Source organism: Sphaerisporangium rubeum, from assembly GCF_014207705.1.
Classification (GTDB): Bacteria; Actinomycetota; Actinomycetes; order Streptosporangiales; family Streptosporangiaceae; genus Sphaerisporangium; species Sphaerisporangium rubeum.
In genome coordinates, this window is sequence record NZ_JACHIU010000001.1 from 7,291,816 (window position 1) to 7,312,172 (window position 20,357).

The following is a 20,357-nucleotide window of genomic DNA, read 5'->3' on the forward strand; positions in this document are numbered from 1 at the left end:
CGCATATCGGGTGGTGAGCAGAACCAGTCCTGCCATTGGGCTTGCGCAACCATACCCGCGATGGGCACTGTAGGTGACGTACTGAACACACTCTGTCAGGACGGCCCAGCGAGCCCAGCGGAGACATATGGCGGCCACCAGGCCAGGCCGGCTGCCCGGGCGGCACCGCCGCCCGCCAGAAAGCCAGGCGACGTACGGCGAAGTCATCGCCATCGGCGAGTTTCGCGCCTTGTGGGGCGGCCAATGCCTTTCCTTGCTCGGCGACCAACTCGCTCAGGTCGCGCTGGCGCTGCTCGTCTACGACCGCACCGGCTCCCCGCTCGCCACCGCCGGCGTGTACGCCTTGACGTACCTCCCGCCGATCATCGGCGGTCCGTTCCTCGCCGCACTGGCCGACAAGTACGCTCGCCGTCAAATCATGATCGCCTGCGACTTGGCACGAGCCGCCCTCGTCGCCCTCATGGCCGTACCCGGCGTGCCGTTCTCCGCTCTGTGCGTCCTGGTCTTCCTGGTGGTCCTGCTCAGCTCACCGTTCACCGCCGCACGCGCCGCGCTGCTTCCCGAGATCCTGGACGGCGACCGGTACGTCGTCGGCTCCGCACTGCAGAACATGACCAACCAGGCCGTGCAGATGCTGGGCTTCGCCGCCGGCGCCGGCATGATCGCGGCGATCGGCCCCCACTACGGCCTCGCACTGGACGCCACGACCTTCCTGGCGTCCGCTCTGATCATCGCACTAGGCGTACGCCGCCGCCTCCCGCCGGAACCGGACACCAGCGTGCCGGTCTCCATGTGGGCCATGACCAAGAACGGCGCGCGACTCGTCTTCGGCGACCGCCGCCTGCGCGTCCTGGTCCTGTTCGCCTGGCTCTGCGGCTTCTACGTACTCCCCGAAGGCATCGCCGTGCCGTACGCCGCGACCTTCACCACCGACCCGCGAACCGTCACCCTGCTGACCGGCCTGTTGATGGCCGCCATGCCCACCGGCACCGTGCTCGGCGCCTTCATCTTCGGCCGCTTCGTCACCCCCACAAGGCGCCTGCGCGCCATGGGTTGGATGGCGATGCTGAGCTGCGCCCCCCTGATCGGCTGCGCGACCCGCCCCCCAGCCGCCGTCGTACTGGTGCTCTGGGTGCTCGCCGGCATAGGCGGCGCCTACCAACTCGCCGCGAACGCCGCCTTCGTCCAGAGCGTCCCCGCCAACCGGCGAGCCCAAGCCTTCGGCCTGGTGCAGTCCGGCCTGCTAGGCGTCCAAGGCATAGGCATCCTCATCGGCGGCGCCGCGGCCCAAACCCTCGGCCCCGAGCCCGTCGTCGCCCTCTCAGGCGCCGCCGGGCTCGCGACCGCCGTCCTGCTGGCCGTCGTCTGGACCGAATCCCGTACCGAGACGATCACCAGGCCCCGCACCCCGGTCCCTTAGTACTTGACCGGCGGCTCATCCACCGGCGACCGCCGCGGCGCGTCCTGCTCGCCCCCCGCCTTCCACTTGCTCGACGCCTGCTGCCAGTGCCCCGAAGCCTGGTGCCACACCGAGTTCGAGTCGCTCTTCTGCCGGTTGATGAGGTCCTGGACGATGGAGGTGCTCTTCCCCTCCTCAGGGATGAGCAGCCACGCGACCGCGTAGATCCCGATCCCCAGCCCCCCGAAGAAGGTGGCCACCGCGAGCCCCAGCCGCAGAATGTTCGCGTCGACCCCGAGGAACTCCCCCGCTCCAGAGCACACCCCCGCTATGATCTTCCCCTGGCGAGTGCGCCGCAGTTCCTTGCCCGACCGGTTCCCATAAGCGTTCATCTCGTTCATACCTCCAGACTGCCCCCCAGCCCGCCAAAGGCACATAGGGATTCCCCCTGGCCCGACCCTGGCCACCCCCTGACCCCTGACCGGCAAGCCGGTCGCGCAACTCACGGTACGCTCAGTACTCTGCATCCATGCGGGCCGCTAGCTCAACGGCAGAGCTGCGGACTTTTAATCCGTAGGTTCAGGGTTCGAATCCCTGGCGGCCCACCCTCAATGACCAGGGCAGACTCCCAGATCTCAAGATCGGGAAGCCTGCCCAGGGTTGCAGTTCGGGTTGCAGTTGTCAGCACGGGGTTGCAGTCGCCGGCCTCAGTCATCCCACAGTGCCCGGCCCATCCGCGCCGCCGCATCGCTCGCCAGCTTGGACGTCACGTGGGTGTAGCGCTTGGTCGTGGTGAGCTGCGAGTGACCAAGGATTTCCTGCACCACGCTGATGTCCACACCCTGTTCCAGCAGCAACGTGGCCGCCGTATGACGTGCGTCGTGGACCCTGGCATCCTTTCCGACCCTGGCATCCCTCAGGAGCGCTTTCCATTCGTCCCAGTCGTCACCGGGATCGATAGGGCTACCATCGGCCCGGCTCCAAACGAGACCCATGCCGCGCCACTTCTCGCCGGCCGCTTTCTCCTCAGCCTGTTGGGTTTCTCTGTGCAGCTTGAGCAGAGGGATCAACGGTGGCGGGATCAGCACCGTCCGCCGGCCCTTGCCTTTGGGCTTTACGAACTCCCAGCCGCCAATGCGATCAGGGCACGAGGGAGCATGCCCGACGCAGTCCGGCGCGCAGAAGACCGGGCATTTCCCGCCATGTTGCCGACACCGCGGAGGACATGGACGACGGCACAGGTGCCGCCGACCGGACGTCCGCTTTGCCTTCGGGCAGTCGGCCGGACACGGGTACCGGTGCAGTCGTTCTCCACAAGCGTGCGGGTCCTCACAGCCATGACGGAAACGCTGTCGCTTGATCTGCCAGAACACCCGGATCACGCCCTTGTCCAGGTCCACGTACTTCCACCGCAACCCGAGCGCCTCACACTGCCTCAGACCCAGCGCGAGCGCGACCGACCACCGCGTGCCGTTCCTGTGATCCACAGCCTTGGCCAGCACGGCACGCGCCTCAGCGGCCGTCAGCGGCTCGATCTCGACGTCTTCACCCGTAGGAGCATCGATCAGCATGCAAACGTTCCTGGCGACCACCTCGCGGCGCACAGCCACCTTCAACGCTCGCGACAGGATCCGATGCACCTGCAACACCGTGTTCTCGGCGAGATCCTGTTGGCCCAACCACACGTAGAACGCATCCAGGTGTTCGGGACGCAGGCGATCAAGCCGATGCTTGCCGAGCCCAGGAATGATCCACCGTTCCACCTTGGGCCGGTACGTGCTGATCAGAGTGAGCTGACTCGCCGTCCGAGGCGCGATCGTGTCCAGCCACGTGCGCATCCATTCCTCAACGGTCGGCACCCGTCCCGGCTTGTCCACCCTGCCGGAATCCCGCTGCTTTTCCAGCTCTCGGACTTTGCGCGTCACCTCGGTCTCAGTCGCCGCCTTACGGTGCCGGCGATCGGGTGAACCGTCGTCCTTGACGCCCATCATGACCCAGCCGTGCCAAAGACCGTCCTTGCCGAAATAGATGGAGGAACGGCCGTTGGGCTTCCGCGTCGCCATCAGGCCACCTCGCGAGCGGAAAGGCCGGCCTCAGCCTCCAAGGCACGAGCGAAGTCGAGAAGCGCCCAAGCGGGAACGAGCCGGTAACCGTCCCGTTTGATCGACTGCAACTCACCCGTCTTGATCAACCGGAACACCGCCGTACGGCTCATGCTGAGCGCGTCAGCGGCCTCTTTGGGACGGTAGAACAGCTTGTCCATGTTCACGCCGCCTCTCGGGTTGCCGAAAGTTCGTCGATGGGTTGTCCGTCCGCGCGTGCTCGTGCGTGGTCGAGTGCGGCGCGCCAGCGTTGCCGGTTGCTGATCTCTTTGAGCAGGCGTGCGGCCAGTGGTGGCACGTCGTGGTCGGCAGGGCTGACCGGCCGCCACAGGTACCGGTGGAGGTCAGCGGATGTGTCGGGGTCGTCGGTTGCCGAAAGGCCGAGTTGTTCCAGCACCCAGGCCCGGCGGTCGTTCTTGTGTTCGGACAGGGTCTTGCCGGACCACTTGCGGGAGACCAGGACCCGGCGTCCGGCGTAGCCGAGGTGTTCGGACCGGTGCGCCTTACCCCGGCATGCCCCCGGCCGCATGCCTGCCTTGGCGTTCTTGGGCTGGACCCCGTAGCGCAGCCAGTTCGGACATGTCGGTGCGCACGGCTCGTAGCGCAGCACGGCCATCAGCCGTTCCACGTGCGCACGTTGGGCCTCGCTGGTGACCTGGTGGCAGGTGGACAGGGACTTGGTGAGGTACTTGGTCAGGTAGCTCAGGCCCTTGTCCGCGCCAGGGGACCCGGCAAGCACACCCTTGACGTCGACCTGTGGGCCGAGGCGCACCACGTGCAGCGGTTCGGCATCGGGGTCGGTGCCGAGCTGGTCGAGTGCCTGTTCCCAGGTGGGAAGGAGTTCGCCGGTGTCGGGGTCGAGGTAGTCGCCGGCCTGCCCGTCGCTACGATCGGCCGCATCGGGGTCCGGCACCCAGACCGGCAGGTGTTCGCCGTCGAACCGGACCCGGTCACAAGCAGGCCACCACACTTGGTGGTAGGTGGCCGCCGCGACGGCCTTGACCTCGCTTCGTGGCATGGCGCCGCGCACCGCCATGTGCAGGTGCGGAGCCAGCCGGCGTTGCGGTTCCACGGTGGCGAAGTACTGCACGTCGTACCCGGCGACCCGGCGGAGGTTCTGCACGAACCGGTCCACCAGCTTGGGAAAGTGAATCGCATCCCGAGCAGCCCGGACATAGTCGTAGGTGGCGGGATCGACGGGGGTACCGTCGTGCCGGACCTTGCCGTAGGTGTCGCAGGTGAGGGTGATGAACAGCGACGGCCGGTACACCCTGCCGTCCGGTGCGGCGAACGTCTGCCCCACGGTCCGATCCTCACGAGGCCGCTTGGGCAGATCAGGTGCGTCCTGACGGCGCCTGGTGGAGCGGGACCGCCGCGGCTTCCCCTCAGCCGGAAGCACGCTCCCCCGTACCCCGCTGTTGGCGAGTTCGTCTTCGATGATGGTGATGGCCTCATCCCAGTAGGTGAGGTCATCGCCCCACTGTTGAGCCATCTCCCGGCCGGTGTGCGCGTCGGCACGTTCTTCGATCAGCCAGCGTTGCCGTTCGGTCGGCGGGGCCGGTTCGGCGACCGGTTCATCGTCCAGGTGCCAGCCTTCCCGGCACTGGGCCTTGCGTAGTTGAACGGCTCGCCGTGCGCAGGGTTCGCATTTGGCTTCCAGGGTGGCGCCGCAGGGGATGTTGACGTATTCGGTCTGTCCGGTGGTGATGTCGGTGCGCTTGAGCGGGACCGGCCGCACGCACACGCCGTGTTGGCGGGCTACTTCTTCGATGACGTCCAGGGCCATCGGCATGGTTGCGCGTACGGCGCGGGGGATGGTGCGGTCTGTGGGGTGGGTCACCGGGCCTCACCTGTGGTCTCATCGACGGCGACCAGGGCGGTTTGGTGGCAGTTGCGGCACTCGACGATGCCGCGCACCACGTCGAGCCACAGCACGTCCAGGCAGCGGCAGACCTCGCACCGCAGGCCGGTCAGCAGGTGCGCGAGTGTCGTCATCGGGCCTCACCGGTTCCGGCGTAGCAGCGGACCATGGCGAGGATGTCGGTGTCTGTGACGTAGGCGGCGCGGACCCGGACCGGTTCGGGGTCGGCTTCCAGTCGCACGTACCCGACGCCGGCCCCGACCTGTGGATAGGACGAGATCTGATCGGCCAGCGCGCCCCGGTCACGAGCACCGTCACCGAGCACGAGATCCACCTGTGACGGCTCATCGAGCCGCAGCGCGATCTTGTCAGGGAACAGGTTGCGGATCGACAGCACTTCTTTGCGCGGATCCTGAAGGGCCGCGACGATCGCGATGCCGACCGCGCGGCCTTGTGTGGTGAGGGTCGCCAGTGCGGCAAGGGTGCGTTCTTTGAGCTTGCGGTCGGTCTGGTAGGCGGTCAGGAACGCCACCTCATCCACAAGCACCACCACGAACGGATCATCAACAGTCGGGACATGAGTGCGTTGCACTCCGGCGTACCGGTCCGCGCGACCTTGCATGATCGTGACGGCCGCTTCGAGCAGGTCGGCGCAGTCCGCCGGATCGGCCGCATACCGAGGCCCGAACAGGGACCGGCCGTAGGACAGCTCCATCCGCTTGGGATCCAAAGCCCACAACTCCACAAGCCCGGCCGCCGCAGCAGGCAGCAGCCCGCGCACGGCCGACCACAGCCACGACCCTTTCCCGGCACCGGTGGCGCCGGCGACCAGGACATGGGTTCCGTGCAGCTTGAGCAGGTACGGCGCGCCGTCTTCGCGCAGCCCGATCGGCACCGACGCCACCACCGGAACCGAAGGGATCGGCAGCGCCGGAATCGGGGTGGCGAGCACGTCACGCCGGGGGAAGGTCAGCACCACACGGCCGGGGGAACCGACAGTGACGCGGCATTGGGGCCGAGCGAAGCCGTGGGCGAGGTTGTCGGCCCGTTCCTGCCAGGCGTCGGCCGACTGACCGGCGAGCATCTTCACGGCGACCATGTCAGCCGTGGGGGTGCAGGTGACCTTGAGGAGCCGGGGGAGGTATTCGCGTCCGCCGATGTGTTTGGCCAGGCCGGAGACGACCATGACCGGTTGCCAGTGCCGCCGGTACACCCACACCAGCACCCACCAGGCCCGCAGCCGAAGGCCCACCCAGCGCGAGAACGATGCGGGGTGGGTGAAGCGCCACCCGGTCAGCCCTGACAGCACGGCCACCGGGGTCAGCAGGCCGGTACGCCAGCCATACAGCAGGCATAACCCGGCCGGAACAGCGGCGGCCAGGCAAGCAACCGGGTGACGCCACACCGTGCGCACCACCCCGGCCAGGGCACGGAACAGCGCGACGAGGATGGTGACGATGGCGGGGGTGGGGACGACGACGGGCCGGAACACGACCTGGGTTGGGACGGTGGAGACGAGGTCACGGGTGTGGTCTCCGGGGAGCTTGCGCAACATAAGCTGGGTGCCTCTTCTCGTGATGTGAGAGTCGTTGGGGAGAGGGGTTTGGGGGCCGCCGGAAGTTGCCGCTTCCAGCGGCCCCACCACACCGGTCCGGTTCAGGCCGCAGCCTCAGGCGCCGACGCGCCGAACCGGTCGAGCTGGTCACCGTGCTTGCTCGGGTCCTCGCTCATAACGTGTCCTCCTGCCGGAGAGCGGTCGAGGCGGGGTGAAGGTGATGCAGCCGTTCGACCTCACGCGCGAAGACCTCAGCCTGTTCGGCCAACTCCCGCGCGAACGTCACGGTGGCGTGGTCGACGCGGTTGGCGTGCACGGTGAGCTTGACGATCGAGTTACCGGCCCCGACCTCCAAGATCGGGGTGCGATGCGGGTAGGCCAGGCACACCGCGCGTCCCCGGCCGTCGATGTGCAACGTGGTGGCCTGCCAGGACCCGTTGACCCGCCTGCCCGCCCCGGTCACGCCGCGTCCTTACCAGCAGCCGAACCGGCCGAGGCGGTCGAGGGCTTGCCGGCCGCACGCGGAGCGCGCATCTCCCTGGCGCGGACGGAGTAGGCGATGCGCTGTCCGTTGAGCCAGGGGGTGACGGTCATGCCGTCGAACTCGACCGGGATGAACGGCAGCCCGGCCAGCGGCGCGGGAGGAACCGGCCGCACCGGGGAACTGACCTTGATCTTCACGGTCTTGTCGCGCGCGTCAGGGTCGCAGTCGACCACCGTGACCTGCCAGACGAACTCACCGGTGGCCTTGTCACGCGCGAACACCGGCTTGCTCGCGGTGGATGCTTCGAAGTCCTTGATCTGCTCGACCTCGCCGACCATGTAGCAGCCGTGCGGGAACGCCTCATCGAAGGTGACGCGGAAGTTGTGCGGGATGGCCATAGCCTTTGATCTCCTGTCGTTCTGTCGCTAACTCGTACTGTCAAGTTGATGGTAACTCCTGCAACGCCTGAGCGGACGAACAGGTTTCGCCGGAGCCGTGTGACCTACCTCACATCACAGCGGGTATGAGTCCTCCAGTTCATGCAACGCCCCCGGCAGCGCGATCTCCACCACCAAGACCAACCGGCCGGCCGAGTCATACACCTGCGCCACCACCCCCAGCACCGCCGCCGTCTTGCTCAGGTCGAACACCTTCACCTCGTCGGCCATCGGATGACGCGCCGCCAGGCGTTCCACCACGTGTTCCAGCCGCACCCCCGCCACCGCCTGAAGATGCTGCCGCACATTGACCGTGAGCGACCGTTCACCACCAAGGTCGGTACTCTGCCCGATCTCCATCGGGCACCAGAACGTGACCAGCTCACACGGCTCATCGGCCGCGCTCAGCAACACCTGACGCCGCACCATCGGCGTCCCCGCAGGGAAGGAGAACATCCCCGCCACGTTCGCCGGCGCCGGAGCCGTCCCCGCGGCAAGCACCGCCGCGCCCTCTTCGGTCTCGACCTGATCGAGCACCGCGCGACCCGGCCGGGACGTCTCACCCTGGCCGACCGGCGGGGCCGCCTTCACATACGACCCCCGGCCATGCTCACGATCGATGATCCCGCGAAGCTGCAACACCTGAAGCGCACGCACCACCGTCGGCCGGCTCACCGCGAACTCCCGCACGAGCTGAGTCTCCGAAGGCAGTTGCGACCCCGGAGGATAGGTGCCGTCCTCGATCTTCCGCCGGATCGCGGTCACGATCTGCGCGTACTTCGGCGGCGCGTACTCACCATCGGACACTGACATGACTACCCCACTACTCGACTTATCGTCAGGATACTGAGCCGCACCCGTCCTGCCTAGCCGAACCCGAGAAGATCGTTAGAACGCTCTGCGCTCACCCCCTGCTGGATGACCTCCGAGGCGAGGGCACCACCACAGCCGACGTCCCGGCGAAGCGCGGGGGCCGTTGTTCCAACTCCGCTTCCTTCGCCAGATACCCGGCCAGCTCGGACAGCGTCTCGGCGCACCGCACGTTGGACAGCCCGCGCGCCAGCGCACTACCGGCCACCCCATGCCGCCGCACCGCGATCCACCCGCCACCGGCAGAATCCATGATCTCCCAGTGACGGCCGTAGATCTCCGTCAACCCAGCCAGCGACACCGGCACGTCATCACCGTGTGGCGGCATCGTCCACGCTCTGTTGCAGGCCGGGGACCTGAAGGACATAGCCGGCGAGGGAGTCGGCATCCTTGGCCTCACCCATCTGGACATCGAGTCCCCCCGGCAACGTCATCACGAAGTGCGACCGCTTCCCGATCCGATCGTGCACCCGGACCGTCGCCACCAAGCGTTGATTGTTCCGCACCTCCAGGTACGGCGACAGGTAGGCCCGAGGGCCGTAGGACCGGGTGATCGTCAGATGCACGCGTTCCACCAGCAGGCAGCGCAATCCGGCCGCCAGCAACGTGACGCTCAGCTTGCTCAGCGCACTGCGATGCGCGACAGCCCGCCGCAGGGTGATCTCCTCAGGAAGGGTCATGACCGCACCGCCACCCGCACCGCCACCCGCACCGCGGCTTCCGCCTCACGCATCTGCGTCCGCAACGCCTCACACGACTGCGCCGTCACACACAACGGCCCCACCTTGCCGCTCATCGCGACGGCGTAGAACTGCCGGAAGTAGGTCCCGTACCACACCAACCATCCGGGTTCGAGCTGGTCGAGCATCGCCGCCTGAGCGATGGCATCGGCGTCGAACCTCCGCCGCGTGACCATCTCCGGCCGCCGTCCCGACCGATGCCGCCCCACCGGACGCCCCTGCGACCCGATCTCCTGCACGGGCCGGTGCCTGCCGCTCACGACGCCACCTCATCGACGCCGGCGGACGCTGCGGTATCCCAGCACGAGGAGCACGGTTGCTTCACCCGAGCGGAGGAAGCGACCGCACCGGCCACGGCGAGTAACCCACGGCGAGGGCTGACGTACTTCCACCTCCGTCCCTTACATGACGGGCACGGGGTGTCATCGACCATCACGCTTCACCGCCTTCAACGGACCCGAGGAGCCAGAGCGCTTGCACCTACTTGAGCCACCTGTTAAAGTGGCTCAAGCCAGTTTCTCTCTGTGGCCAGTAGAGCACATGACCGCCTACTGGCTCAAGCCTGTTGAGTAGATGGCATGAGCCATCCGGTAGCCTGCTGCTACCTCAAGACGGGGAGAGCACTGATGAGCACCCAACGGCCCGACGCGCGGCAACTCCCAAGCCGCCGCATCGCCGACGACCTACGCCAGGCCATCGAAACCGGCGAACTCCTCCCCGGCGCACGCCTGCCTTCCGAACGCGAACTAGCCGGCCAATACGGCACCGCGCGCAACACCGCACGCGAAGCCATCCGCCTGCTCACCGACGAAGGCTTGGTCATCCCCGAGCACGGACGTGGCGTGTTCGTCCGCCGGGAATCCCCCCTCATCCGACTCGGCAACGACCGCTACTCCCACAAGTACCGTGAATCCGGCCTCTCTCCATTCCTGCTGGAATGCGCCAAACAAGGAAAAACCGGCCGCTTCGAAGTACTCAGCATCGACCAGGCCCAGCCATCCGCCGAGGTGGCCCGTCACCTACGCCTGCCGATGAGCGAACCCTCCGTCCTGGTCCGCGAAAACGTCTTCTACGCCGACCAAGACCCCGTGCACCGCGTCACCACCTACATCCCATGGACCATCGCCGAAGGCACCGGCCTGCTCAACCCCGAAGTAGGCCACCCCTACGGCATACACGGCATCCTCGAAGAACGCGGCCACACCATGACCCGCCTTCGCGAAAGCGTCAGCGCACGCATGCCCAAACCCGAAGAAACCCGCTACCTCCACCTACCCCCGGCCGTCCCCGTCCTAGACGTCCTGCACCTCAGCATCGACCAGGACCACAACCCCTACGAACTCACCCGCTTCGTCATGCGAGCCGACCTCACCGGCCTGCTCTATGACACCCCCATCGAATAACCCCGAGCCGCCACCATGCCCATAGGCACGGCCAGCACGCTACGACTGGCAGCCCTCGCCTTGCTGTGGGGATCGAACTTCCTGTGGATCGCCATAGCCCTACGCGGCACCACCCCCACACAAATCACCCTCACTCGCCTCGCACTAGGCGCCCTGGTCCTCCTGGCCGTCACCCGCGCACAACACCTCAAACTCCCCAAACAGCCGGCCCTATGGTTCCACCTCACCATCGCCGCACTGTTCGCCAACGTCATCCCCTACACGCTCTTCGCCATCGCCGAACAACACATCACCTCAAGCGTCACCGGCGTCATCAACGCCACCACCCCCATATGGACAGCCCTCTTCGCCATCACCACCGCCACCGACCGCCACCCCTCCCCCCTCAAACTCACCGGCCTGCTCACCGGCTTCCTCGGCACCCTCCTGATCTTCTCCCCCTGGCAATCCGCCACCCAGATCACCACCTGGGGCGGCCTCGCCGCCCTCACCGCCGCCGCCAGCTACGGCATCAGCTACGTCTACATGACCCGCCACCTCACCAACCGCGGCCACCCACCCCTGACCCTCTCCACCGCCCAACTCATCACCGCAACCACCCAACTCGCCATAATCACCCCCTTCACCGGCGGCCTCCACCCACCCAACCTCACCTGGGACGTCCTACTAGCCCTCACCACCCTCGGCACCCTAGGCACCGGCGCCGCCTACGTCCTGAACTACCGCCTCATCACCGACGAAGGAACAACCGCCTCCACCGTCAACTACCTCCTCCCGGTAGTCGCCGTCATCCTCGGCGCCGTCGTCCTGAGCGAACCTCTCACCACCCCCGTCACCGCCGGCATGCTCGTAGTCCTCATAGGAGTCGCCCTGACTCGACGAATCAGCCACCCGCACCGCCGGAGATAGTCCCGATGGATCACCACAACACGCACTCCGTCAGCGTGGCAGGCGTGATCATCGACGACCGAGGCCGAGCCCTCCTCACCCAACGCCGCGACAACGGCCACTGGGAAGCCCCCGGCGGCGTCCTCGAACACGACGAGGACATCCTCACCGGCCTACGCCGCGAAGTCCGCGAGGAAACTGGCCTCGGCATCGACCCCATCACCCTCACCGGCGTCTACAAGAACATGACCCGAGGCATCATCGCCCTCGTCTTCCGCTGCAAGGTCATCAGCGGCACTCTCACCGAAACCGACGAAGCCCGCTCGTTCCGCTGGGTCACCGCCGACGAGGTCGGCGCTCTCGCATCCGAAGCCTTCGCCGTCCGAGTCCTGGACGCCATGCGCGAGGACCTCACGCCGGCCATCCGCCACCACGACGGCACATCTCTGCTCTGAAGCAGTCGCCCAAGACCCACCGAAGATCTTGCCGAATTCCGCTTTTAGGTATCAAGGCGGCAGCGCTCCGCGCCGCCGCACGGCCCGCCGCCCGCTCCGCCCGGCCGGGCTGCGGCGTGGACGCCGGTCCCGGCCGGCGGCGGGAACGCGGGCCGCCCGCCGCACCAAGCACCCGCCGCACCAAACCCCACCCACCGTCGCAGGTGGCGCGCTGCCGCCACACCAATGCAGCACGACGATCGCCTGATTATGGGTCACGTCCAGCGGAGTGGTGTATGAGTTGATCTCTGCGTGATCCTGTTTCTGCAGGTTAAGCAGTGAGTGGTTGTGGGAGTGGGTTGTGCTGGGGTGTGTCGCCGGGAATCAGCCGGAGCCGGGTTTTGGCCAGCACGTCCAGTCCCATGTAGCGGCGGGCCTCGGTCCATTCGTCGGTTTGTTCGGCCAGTACCGCGCCGATCAGTCGGACGATGGAACCACGGTCGGGGAAGATGCCCACGACGTCGGTTCGGCGGCGGATCTCTTTGTTCAGTCGTTCCTGGGGGTTGTTCGACCAGATCTGTCTCCAGGTTTCCCGGGGGAAGGCAGCGAAGGCGAGGAGTTCCTCGCGTGCTGCGTCCAGGTGGTCGCAGGCGGCGGGGTACTTGGCCGACAAGGCGTCGATGACCCAGGCGTGCTGGGTGCGTACTTGTTCGGCGGTGGGCTGGTCGAAGATGGTGCGCACCAGGGTTGCCACCCACGGCTGCGCGGATTTGGGGACGCAGGTGAGGAGGTTGCGCAGGTAGTGGGTGCGGCAGCGCTGCCAGCACGCGCCGGGCAACGCGGCGGCGACCGCGGTCGTCAGCCCGGTGTGGGCATCGGAGGTCACCAGCTGCACTCCTGACAGTCCCCGGGCCACCAGGCCGCGCAGGAAGGTCAGCCAGCCGGCGCCGTCCTCGGCCGAGGTCACCTCAAGCCCCAGGATCTCCCGGTTGCCGTTGTTGTTGACCGCGGTGGCGACCAGCACGTGCACATTGATGATCCGGCCGCCCTCTCGGACCTTCTGGGTGAGGGCGTCCAGCCACACGAACGCATACGGGCCGGCGTCCAGCGGCCGGGTGCGGAACGCCTCCACCTGGCCGTCCAGCACCTTGGCCATCTCCGAGACCTGGCTTTTGGATATGTGCTTGATGCCCAGTTGCTCCACCAGCTTGTCCACCCGCCGGGTCGACACTCCCAGCAGATAGGAGGTCGCGACCACGCTGATCAGCGCCTGTTCGGCCCGCCGGCGACGCTCCAGCAGCCAATGGGGGAAGTAGGACCCGGTCCGCAGCTTGGGGATCGCCAGCTCGACGGTTCCCGCGCGGGTGTCCCACTCCCGCGTCCGGTAGCCGTTGCGCCGGTTGGTCCGCTCGCTGCTGCGCTCGCCGTACCCGGCGCCGCACAACGAGTCGGCCTCGGCCGACATCAACGTCTCGGCCATGGTCTGCACCATGGATCGCAACAGATCCGGATCCTGGGTCCGAAGCTGCTCCGCCAGCCAGGCAGCAGGGTCCACACTGTCATTCACGGCCATCGCACCGATCTCCTTCGATCTTGGTTCACCGACCTGAAGGATCACGCGATGGCCGTCCTCGTTTCACGACGCCACGCTGACTACCAGCAGAAACTCGTACACCACCTCCGTGGACGCAACCTGATTATGGCCGGCCACCATACGGGGTCGGGGGCGATCGAAGGTCTGGGACTTCGTTCCTCAGCCCCAGCCCACCGTAACCCGGGTGCTGCTCGCCCGATCTCCGCCACAGACGCCCCCGGGGCCTGATCACTCCCACATCCCAAGGTCAGCGTTCCCAGCTCAGAGCCCGAGATCTTCAGAGACCTCTCTAGCTGCCTCATCCGTCTCATCCGGGTGGCCCAGTTCCGAGAAGGTGCTGCCGAGGTTGGACAGTGAGTCGGCTAGGTCGGGGTGGAGTTCGGCCAGCTCCCGGCGGATGGTCACCGCTTCCTGCTCGGCCGATAGGGCTTCATCCGGGCGGCCCAGCTCCCAGAGCCGGTTGCCGAGGTTGGACAGCGATACGGCCAGGTCGGCGCGATACCGGTCGGGGTACAGCCCGGCCAGCTCCCGGTAGATGGTCACCGCTTCCTGAGTGGCCGGCAGGGCTTCATCCAGGCGGCCCAGCTCCGACAACCAGACGCCCAGGTTGGACAGCGAGCCAGCCAGGTCGGCGCGATACCGGTCGGGGTACAGCCCGGCCAGCTCCCGGCGAATGGTCACCGCTTCCTGAGTGGCCGGCAGGGCTTCATCCAGGCGGCCCAGCTCCGACAACCAGACGCCCAGGTTGGACAGCGAGCCAGCCAGGTCGGCGCGATACCGGTCGGGGTAGAGTCCGGCCAGCTCGCGGTAGATGGTCGCCGCTTCCTGGGTGGCTGGCAGGGCTTCATCCGGGCGGCCCAGCTCCGACAACCAGGCGCCGAGGTTGGACAGCGATACGGCCAGGTCGGCGCGATACCGGTCGGGGTAGAGTCCGGCCAGCTCCCGGCGAATGGTCACCGCTTCCTGAGTGGCCGGCAGGGCTTCATCCGGGCGGCCCAGCTCCGAAAACCGGACGCCGAGGTTGGACAGCGAGCCAGCCAGGTCGGGGCGATACCGGTCGGGGTAGAGTCCGGCCAGCTCCCGGTAGATGGTCGTTGCTTCCTGAGTGGCCGGCAGGGCTTCATCCGGGCGGCCCAGCTCCGAAAACCGGATGCCGAGGTTGGACAGCGAGCCAGCCAGGTCGGGGCGATACCGGTCGGGGTAGAGTCCGGCCAGCTCCCGGTAGATGGTCGTTGCTTCCTGAGTGGCCGGCAGGGCTTCATCCGGGCGGCCCAGCTCCGAAAACCGGATGCCGAGGTTGGACAGCGAGCCAGCCAGGTCGGGGCGATACCGGTCGGGGTACAGCCCGGCCAGCTCCCGGTAGATGGTCGCCGCTTCCTGGGTGACCGGCAGGGCTTCATCCGGGCGGCCCAGTTGCGAGAAGTAGACGCCGAGGTTGGACAGCGATGCGGCCAGGTCGGGGCGATACCGGTCGGGGTGGAGTTCGGCCAGCTCGCGGTAGATGGTCGTTGCTTCCTGGGTGACTGGCAGGGCTTCACGCGGGCGGCCCAGCTCCGAGAAGGTAATGCCGAGGTTGGACAGTGAGTCGGCCAGGTCGGGGCGATACCGGTCGGGGTACAGCCCGGCCAGCTCCCGGCGGATGGTCACCGCTTCCTGGGCGGCCGGCAGGGCTTCATCCGGGCGGCCCAGCTCCCAGAACCGGATGCCGAGGTCGGACAGCGATGCGGCCAGGTCGGGGCGATACAGGTGGGAGTACAGTTCGGCCAGCTCGCGGTAGATGGTCACCGCTTCCTGGGTGACTGGCAGGGCTTCATTCGGGCGGCCCAGCTCCGAGAAGGTAATGCCGAGGTTGGACAGTGAGTCGGCCAGGTCGGGGCGGTACCGGTCGGGGTACAGCTCGGCCAGCTCCCGGCGGATGGTCACCGCCTGCTGCTCTACCGGCAAAGCCTCACCGGGTCGCCCTAACTGAGCTGTCAAGCTGGCCGACAGCGAAAGCCACCGCGCGTACTCACCGCTTCGATCTCCCGCTGGGAACGTCGCAAGAATCTTGCCCACGATGATGGCATCGGCCTCAGCCATCGCAAGCGACGGGAAAGGAATCGCCGCAGAAATCGCCTCCAACGTCTCCCGAGGCGCCTCCAAACTCGCGGCTACTCCTGAGATCAGCGGCAAGATACGCCCCAGCAACTCCCGCGCCGGCTCATAATCGGCCGAAGCCCGCCCCAGCACCGTCAATGCCTGTCGCGCCTGACCCTCATCCAGATCCGTCAAACACCCTGCGGCCAACTCCGGCGACTCGGCCAGTTGCCGGGTCACGTGCAGCTCCGCCAGTCGATCCGGCCGCAACCCTCCTAACCAGCCTTGCCCCGGCTCAGCCGGATACAAGCCCCCCAACCACTCGGCGACCTTCACACTCTGCGGCACCCCCGGCACCCGACCCAGCAACGCCACCCCACTCGCACGATCGGCCGCCCCCAGTAACGTCCCCGCCGCCACCACCTGCCCCAACGCGGTAACCGTCAACCCTGAAGGCCCCGCACACAACCCCGCCGCCTCAGCACTCCCCAACCAGAACCGCACCTCATGCGACAACAAATCTTCAAGCACCACACCAAGATCCACCCGCACCGCGCCGACCCCCGCCTCCTGAGCCGCCGTCAGGACACCCACCAACGCAGCCGCATGCAGATCCAACATTCGTCCCCGGCCCTCATCGGCATCTACCACCACGCTGGGCGCAGGCTCCACCCCCAGCACCCGCGCGAAATCCCCAACAGCGGCATCAATCAGATCGGCATCGGACACGCCCGCAGCCACATCCGCTGACAGCACCATCTGTTCCACGGTGGCCCGGGCATGTGCTTCCCGCACCGGCCGTTCTCCCGACCCCAGCCGATCCCACCACTCACCCTCACTCCGCGCCAGCAGCAACAGCCGCACCCGGCCGCCGCCGTCACCCACCACAGAGCGCACCAGCACATTCAACCGTTCCCGGGTCTCGGCGTAATCGACCACCAGCAGCAGAGGCTTATCGGTGACCTCTCGCCAGTGGGCTAACGCGGTTGCCTCTTGGTCCTCTGTCACCACGACAAAGCCCCACTGGTGACCCAGGCGAGCCGCCAACTCCAGCATCAACCGCGTCTTACCGACGCCACCCGGCCCGGTGACCAACCGCATCGGTGCCCCCACCGGGTCCGCGCACCAGGCCTCAAGCGCCGCCAACTCCGCCTCACGGCCCGCAAAACTGACCACTCTGCGATCAGGAGCCAGCAGACTCGCTGGCCCATGATGGGTGCTGACCAGCTCCGCTGTCGCGGGCAATGCGTCCTGCTTGCGGTTTCGATCGCGCACCGCGTCGTAGATCGTGGGGGCGAAAGCGCCTGACACCGCGCCCACCGTCGCGCCCAGTACGGCAAGGGGCGTGGTACCCAGCAACTGCCCGAACGCCGCCCCCAACGCAGCCAGCCCCACGCCCCAACCCGCAGGAGCCAGACCCCACCCACCACCCATATCCACCATCCTGGGAGAGGCATCGCGCAGCATCGCACACTGTGATTAAACAGTGACAATATTCAGGTCGGCGGGCCAGGCAACAGATCGGAGGCGTGACCCAGTACATCAACCGCTTCATCAACCCGACCCCACGCACCCTCATCTATCCACAACCCGGCAACCACATAGAGGGCACGTCAAAGGCCAGACCAAAGATCAGCGAGTACGACGCTTACTCCTGACCAGCAGACGGTCAACCCCTGCCTTACGACCGACCGAGGGTTGCAGTTTGGGTTGCAGTTCAGGGTGATGCAGAGCCGTTCAGGATGGACCACGCATGCCCGCTGACCTGCATTGAACCATCTGGAACCATGATCGTCCGAGCTTTTAATCCGTAGGTTCAGGGTTCGAATCCCTGGCGGCCCACCAGCGAAGACACCCCCGGACGCACGATCATCCGAGGGTGTTCGCCGGCGCTTCTGCTAACAGGCGCTACGAATCGACCCCAGCGCTGATCTCGGTTCGGTGTGGCTCATCCGTTGGCCTCGCGGTGTTCGCGGCAGGTGTCTTTTGCCAAGGCCTGTACCCTCTGGTGCTCCTGGATGCGTGCCGTCACGATCGGCTTGTACACCTCCGGTACCTCGTACCGCTCCACCTCGTCTTCGGCCTCGTCCTCGTCGAGGTCGTCGACGTCGGTGGGCGACGTGTCGGGTTGGGTCTCGATGCGGTGGCCGGCGCGGCGTAGGAGTTCGGCGTGTTTCTGTAGTTCATCGGTGGCGGCCACGATCGCTTCTCTGAGGGGCTGGTGTACGTGCCAGCGGACGCCGGCTGTGGGAGTGGGGTGGAGGGACTTCGCGGCTGCTTCCAGGGCATCGGCGGCCTCTACGCGGCGCTCCTCGTCGTCGGTCATGTCCTGTTGAAGGCCGGCGGCGTGGTGTAGTGCTTCGGCGTCGAAGTTCTTCTTGTCTGAGGCGCCGGAGCGTTCGCCGTGGCCGGCGCGGTCGCCGACGTCCACTGTGGCGAACGGCAGCAGGTTGCGAAAGCACAGGTAGGCGGTGACGGCACTGCGCACGTCGGTCGCCTCGAAGGCGTCGCACGCGGCGTCGAACAGGTGGATGTGCTGGTCGGCCTCGATCTGGTCGGTGGGGAGGTACGGGTGCAGGCGCATGACATCGGACCGCAGGTCGGCGGACACCAGGTCCTTCACCATCTCCAGTGCCTGCGCCGGCTCACTCGCGCGTGCGACCACCCTCTTGATCGCGTCGACCTCCTCCACCCACGCGGTGATGTGCGATCCCATGCCGCCGACACCGGCAGGCGCCGGAGCGCGGCCATGCACGGTGAGGGCTCCCTTGGCCGCGTCGTAGGTGACGACCAGCATCTCCCCGGCCGCCTGCGTGCTCCAGTCATTGGGCTCGGCCACATCGGGCTCGGCCAGCTCAGCGAGCTCCAAGCGCACGGCGGAGAGCATGGCCGTACGGTCCTGTGGACGGAAGCCGGAGTAGTGCACGCCGATCATCAGGTTCAGACGCTCGATGAGGGTTTCCGTCGTGTCCTGGCCCCGGAATTCGCTCTCGGTGACGGTACGCGGGTAGGCGGTGTACACCGCTCGCTGGTGCTCGCGCAGCAGATGCGCCAGCACCACGGCCGCCCGCGGCATGGCGCCGTTCTCCGCCTCGGCGACGCTCGTGGACAGCGCCGCCACCTCGGCCAACGCCTTCCCGATCTCTACGTGCCGTTCGGCGGCCCTCTTGTCCCTGCGTCTCACGGCCGCCGGGGTCAACGCCGCCTCCAGTGCGGTGTCCACTCCTTCTCGGATCAGGCCGGCCACCCGAGACACCTCTCTGTATGTCTCTTTTGAGATCTTGTCCGCACCTTCCTTGATGGAGTTGCCGCCGTTCTCTCCTTCCCACCTTTTGACCTTCTTGAGCTTCTCGAACAGAGTGTTCAGCGTCTCGTAGTCGGCAGTGATCTCCGTGTGTCCACCGGGGAACAGCGCCTCCTGCGCGCCTGACTCGCGCAACGCCGCCTTGAAGTCGAACAGCCCCCATAACGCGGCGCGAAGGCCTTTGGCCGTGATCACGGAGGTGTTCAGAGGTTCGCCGGGCTCGTCCTCCTCTGCCTCGTCGAGGTGGTCCTTCCCCTTGTCCCGGTGGCCGGACTGCCCGCTCGTGGTGTTCCCGGCCCCGCTCGGCCCCTGTTCGCCCGGCGCGGGTTCGTCATCGGTCTCCATCTGCGCCGTCGTGTCCGTGACGGACACGTGGAGCTGCCTCTGTCCGGAACTCTCGAACTCCACGATGCTCCTGCGTGCGTGTCCTTCCCCGGAGGACTTCGACCCGCCGGCGCTCTCCGCCGGCACCGTCGCGAAAGGCAGATAGTTCAGATACGCCAGGTGGTGGGCGATCGCGGCCCGCAGTTTCGCGGTGACGTCCTCGTCGCTCGCCATGTTCCGCAGGTTCCTCCGCGCGGCCTCGAGGTGATCGGCGGTGCGCTGTGCCGCGTCCTCCAGCAGCTTGGCGCGCTTTAATCGGTGCGCACGACCCAGCTTGTCGTCCAGCATGTAGAGCATCGCCAGCCTGCCGGCCTGCGGTTCCGTCATCCAAGCGCCGGCCTCTTCCTGCCGCGCCGCCAGCTTCTCGACCGCCGCAGCGAGGTCCAGGCCGAACAGATCGGCCCGCAGCGCGTCCACGATCGCCTGCCAGGCCACCGTGTGGTCCCCCATCCTTCCGGGGAGAGGGGAGGGGGTGCGCTGCAGGCGGCTGAACACCAGAGCTGTGATCTGACCGTCGGCGAACTCGATGTGAGGACGCATGCGCACCGGGGGCACGGTGTCGTGCAGGCGAGGCGTGAGCGGTGCGTACCGCACCCCGACGCGCCGCTTCTTGCGCGTACCGCCCTCTTGGCTGCCTTGACTGCCCTGGCTGTCCTCGTCGGCCCGGCCGTTCCCGCCCGTGGACTCTCCCTGTGAATCTCTGACTCCCCGCTTGCGTTTCACTGTCACCTCTCACCAGACGTGCGTGCGTTCGGCCTGAGACGTTAGAGATTCACAGGGAGTAGCGCAATGGTGACGAACAGCGGCGGCATCCGGTTGTCCACGA

General features: G+C 67.0%; 19 protein-coding genes and 1 tRNA gene. 5 read left to right on the forward strand and 15 right to left on the reverse strand.

Translation table 11 applies throughout. The features are described 5' to 3' along the window. Positions 1–127 precede the first annotated feature (127 nt). Complete coding sequence (locus BJ992_RS30965) at positions 128–1,420, forward strand: MFS transporter (protein WP_184987017.1); 1,293 nt, start codon at positions 128–130, stop codon at positions 1,418–1,420. Here BJ992_RS30965 and BJ992_RS30970 read toward each other — a convergent pair. Further along, positions 1,417–1,800, reverse strand: a complete 384-nt coding sequence (locus BJ992_RS30970; protein WP_246496833.1) for a PspC domain-containing protein — start codon at positions 1,798–1,800, stop codon at positions 1,417–1,419. The genes BJ992_RS30965 and BJ992_RS30970 overlap by 4 nt on opposite strands. 132 nt (positions 1,801–1,932) lie before the next feature. Between BJ992_RS30970 and BJ992_RS30975 the strand changes: the two genes are divergently transcribed. Continuing rightward, positions 1,933–2,004: transfer RNA gene (locus BJ992_RS30975), tRNA-Lys, on the forward strand. 102 nt (positions 2,005–2,106) lie between these two features. On the opposite strand, the gene BJ992_RS30980 is transcribed toward BJ992_RS30975, so the two are convergent. From BJ992_RS30980 to BJ992_RS31030, 11 genes are all read right to left on the reverse strand, one after another. Further along, complete coding sequence (locus BJ992_RS30980) at positions 2,107–3,462, reverse strand: tyrosine-type recombinase/integrase (protein ID WP_221475049.1); 1,356 nt, start codon at positions 3,460–3,462, stop codon at positions 2,107–2,109. After that, entirely contained in the window at positions 3,462–3,662 is a 201-nt protein-coding gene (locus BJ992_RS30985) for a helix-turn-helix domain-containing protein (protein ID WP_184987019.1), read from the reverse strand. The genes BJ992_RS30980 and BJ992_RS30985 overlap by 1 nt, the downstream gene beginning before the upstream one ends. Before the next feature lie 2 nt (positions 3,663–3,664). Further along, entirely contained in the window at positions 3,665–5,341 is a 1,677-nt protein-coding gene (locus BJ992_RS30990) for a replication initiator (protein WP_184987021.1), read from the reverse strand. Further along, the gene (locus BJ992_RS30995; protein ID WP_184987023.1) at positions 5,338–5,496 is read right to left on the reverse strand and encodes a hypothetical protein; all 159 of its coding nucleotides are present in this window, start codon (positions 5,494–5,496) and stop codon (positions 5,338–5,340) included. Before BJ992_RS30995 ends, BJ992_RS30990 begins: the two co-directional genes overlap by 4 nt. After that, on the reverse strand, positions 5,493–6,917 hold the full coding sequence (locus BJ992_RS31000) for an FtsK/SpoIIIE domain-containing protein (protein WP_184987025.1): 1,425 nt from the start codon (positions 6,915–6,917) through the stop codon (positions 5,493–5,495). The genes BJ992_RS30995 and BJ992_RS31000 overlap by 4 nt, the downstream gene beginning before the upstream one ends. A gap of 172 nt (positions 6,918–7,089) precedes the next feature. Next, complete coding sequence (locus BJ992_RS31005) at positions 7,090–7,380, reverse strand: hypothetical protein (protein ID WP_184987027.1); 291 nt, start codon at positions 7,378–7,380, stop codon at positions 7,090–7,092. Next, the gene (locus BJ992_RS31010) at positions 7,377–7,799 is read right to left on the reverse strand and encodes a plasmid replication, integration and excision activator (protein WP_184987029.1); all 423 of its coding nucleotides are present in this window, start codon (positions 7,797–7,799) and stop codon (positions 7,377–7,379) included. Before BJ992_RS31010 ends, BJ992_RS31005 begins: the two co-directional genes overlap by 4 nt. A gap of 114 nt (positions 7,800–7,913) precedes the next feature. Beyond that, positions 7,914–8,651 carry a GntR family transcriptional regulator gene (locus BJ992_RS31015; RefSeq protein ID WP_184987031.1) on the reverse strand — a complete coding sequence of 246 codons (738 nt, stop codon included), beginning with the start codon at positions 8,649–8,651 and terminating at the stop codon, positions 7,914–7,916. 91 nt (positions 8,652–8,742) lie between these two features. Continuing rightward, complete coding sequence (locus tag BJ992_RS31020) at positions 8,743–9,015, reverse strand: hypothetical protein (protein ID WP_184987033.1); 273 nt, start codon at positions 9,013–9,015, stop codon at positions 8,743–8,745. Positions 9,016–9,019: 4 nt separating this feature from the next. Further along, positions 9,020–9,388, reverse strand: a complete 369-nt coding sequence (locus BJ992_RS31025; RefSeq protein ID WP_184987035.1) for a hypothetical protein — start codon at positions 9,386–9,388, stop codon at positions 9,020–9,022. After that, positions 9,385–9,708 (reverse strand): hypothetical protein, encoded by a 324-nt coding sequence (locus BJ992_RS31030; protein ID WP_184987037.1) that lies wholly within the window; start codon positions 9,706–9,708, stop codon positions 9,385–9,387. Before BJ992_RS31030 ends, BJ992_RS31025 begins: the two co-directional genes overlap by 4 nt. Before the next feature lie 366 nt (positions 9,709–10,074). Here BJ992_RS31030 and BJ992_RS31035 point away from each other — a divergent pair, with 366 nt between their 5' ends. Genes BJ992_RS31035 through BJ992_RS31045 form a run of 3 tightly spaced genes read left to right on the forward strand, consistent with a single transcriptional unit; the run spans position 10,075 to position 12,194 of the window. After that, the gene (locus BJ992_RS31035) at positions 10,075–10,851 is read left to right on the forward strand and encodes a GntR family transcriptional regulator (RefSeq protein ID WP_184987039.1); all 777 of its coding nucleotides are present in this window, start codon (positions 10,075–10,077) and stop codon (positions 10,849–10,851) included. A 15-nt stretch (positions 10,852–10,866) separates the two neighbouring features. Continuing rightward, complete coding sequence (locus BJ992_RS34080) at positions 10,867–11,760, forward strand: DMT family transporter (RefSeq protein WP_184987041.1); 894 nt, start codon at positions 10,867–10,869, stop codon at positions 11,758–11,760. Positions 11,761–11,765: 5 nt separating this feature from the next. Continuing rightward, on the forward strand, positions 11,766–12,194 hold the full coding sequence (locus BJ992_RS31045; protein WP_184987043.1) for an NUDIX hydrolase: 429 nt from the start codon (positions 11,766–11,768) through the stop codon (positions 12,192–12,194). Between the two features lie 310 nt (positions 12,195–12,504). Here BJ992_RS31045 and BJ992_RS31050 read toward each other — a convergent pair whose 3' ends face one another. The 3 genes from BJ992_RS31050 to BJ992_RS31060 all read right to left on the reverse strand — a co-directional run bounded on the left by BJ992_RS31050 (position 12,505) and on the right by BJ992_RS31060 (position 20,077). Next, a complete protein-coding gene (locus tag BJ992_RS31050) occupies positions 12,505–13,746 on the reverse strand; it encodes an IS256 family transposase (protein ID WP_184987493.1) in 1,242 nt (413 codons plus the stop codon). 282 nt (positions 13,747–14,028) lie between these two features. Then, a complete protein-coding gene (locus BJ992_RS31055) occupies positions 14,029–17,310 on the reverse strand; it encodes a tetratricopeptide repeat protein (RefSeq protein ID WP_184987045.1) in 3,282 nt (1,093 codons plus the stop codon). Positions 17,311–17,791: 481 nt separating this feature from the next. Then, the gene (locus tag BJ992_RS31060) at positions 17,792–20,077 is read right to left on the reverse strand and encodes a hypothetical protein (protein WP_184987047.1); all 2,286 of its coding nucleotides are present in this window, start codon (positions 20,075–20,077) and stop codon (positions 17,792–17,794) included. Positions 20,078–20,357 lie beyond the last annotated feature (280 nt).

What these genes read in the sequence shown, in the direction of transcription:
- BJ992_RS30965 (WP_184987017.1), top strand. Translation starts at nt 128, where the DNA reads ATGGCGGCCACCAGGCCAGGCCGGCTGCCCGGGCGGCACCGCCGCCCG.
- BJ992_RS30970 (WP_246496833.1), bottom strand. Translation starts at nt 1,800, where the DNA reads ATGAACGAGATGAACGCTTATGGGAACCGGTCGGGCAAGGAACTGCGG.
- BJ992_RS30980 (WP_221475049.1), bottom strand. Translation starts at nt 3,462, where the DNA reads ATGGCGACGCGGAAGCCCAACGGCCGTTCCTCCATCTATTTCGGCAAG.
- BJ992_RS30985 (WP_184987019.1), bottom strand. Translation starts at nt 3,662, where the DNA reads ATGGACAAGCTGTTCTACCGTCCCAAAGAGGCCGCTGACGCGCTCAGC.
- BJ992_RS30995 (WP_184987023.1), bottom strand. Translation starts at nt 5,496, where the DNA reads ATGACGACACTCGCGCACCTGCTGACCGGCCTGCGGTGCGAGGTCTGC.
- BJ992_RS31000 (WP_184987025.1), bottom strand. Translation starts at nt 6,917, where the DNA reads ATGTTGCGCAAGCTCCCCGGAGACCACACCCGTGACCTCGTCTCCACC.
- BJ992_RS31010 (WP_184987029.1), bottom strand. Translation starts at nt 7,799, where the DNA reads ATGGCCATCCCGCACAACTTCCGCGTCACCTTCGATGAGGCGTTCCCG.
- BJ992_RS31015 (WP_184987031.1), bottom strand. Translation starts at nt 8,651, where the DNA reads ATGTCAGTGTCCGATGGTGAGTACGCGCCGCCGAAGTACGCGCAGATC.
- BJ992_RS31025 (WP_184987035.1), bottom strand. Translation starts at nt 9,388, where the DNA reads ATGACCCTTCCTGAGGAGATCACCCTGCGGCGGGCTGTCGCGCATCGC.
- BJ992_RS31035 (WP_184987039.1), top strand. Translation starts at nt 10,075, where the DNA reads ATGAGCACCCAACGGCCCGACGCGCGGCAACTCCCAAGCCGCCGCATC.
- BJ992_RS34080 (WP_184987041.1), top strand. Translation starts at nt 10,867, where the DNA reads ATGCCCATAGGCACGGCCAGCACGCTACGACTGGCAGCCCTCGCCTTG.
- BJ992_RS31045 (WP_184987043.1), top strand. Translation starts at nt 11,766, where the DNA reads ATGGATCACCACAACACGCACTCCGTCAGCGTGGCAGGCGTGATCATC.
- BJ992_RS31050 (WP_184987493.1), bottom strand. Translation starts at nt 13,746, where the DNA reads ATGGCCGTGAATGACAGTGTGGACCCTGCTGCCTGGCTGGCGGAGCAG.
- BJ992_RS31055 (WP_184987045.1), bottom strand. Translation starts at nt 17,310, where the DNA reads ATGCTGCGCGATGCCTCTCCCAGGATGGTGGATATGGGTGGTGGGTGG.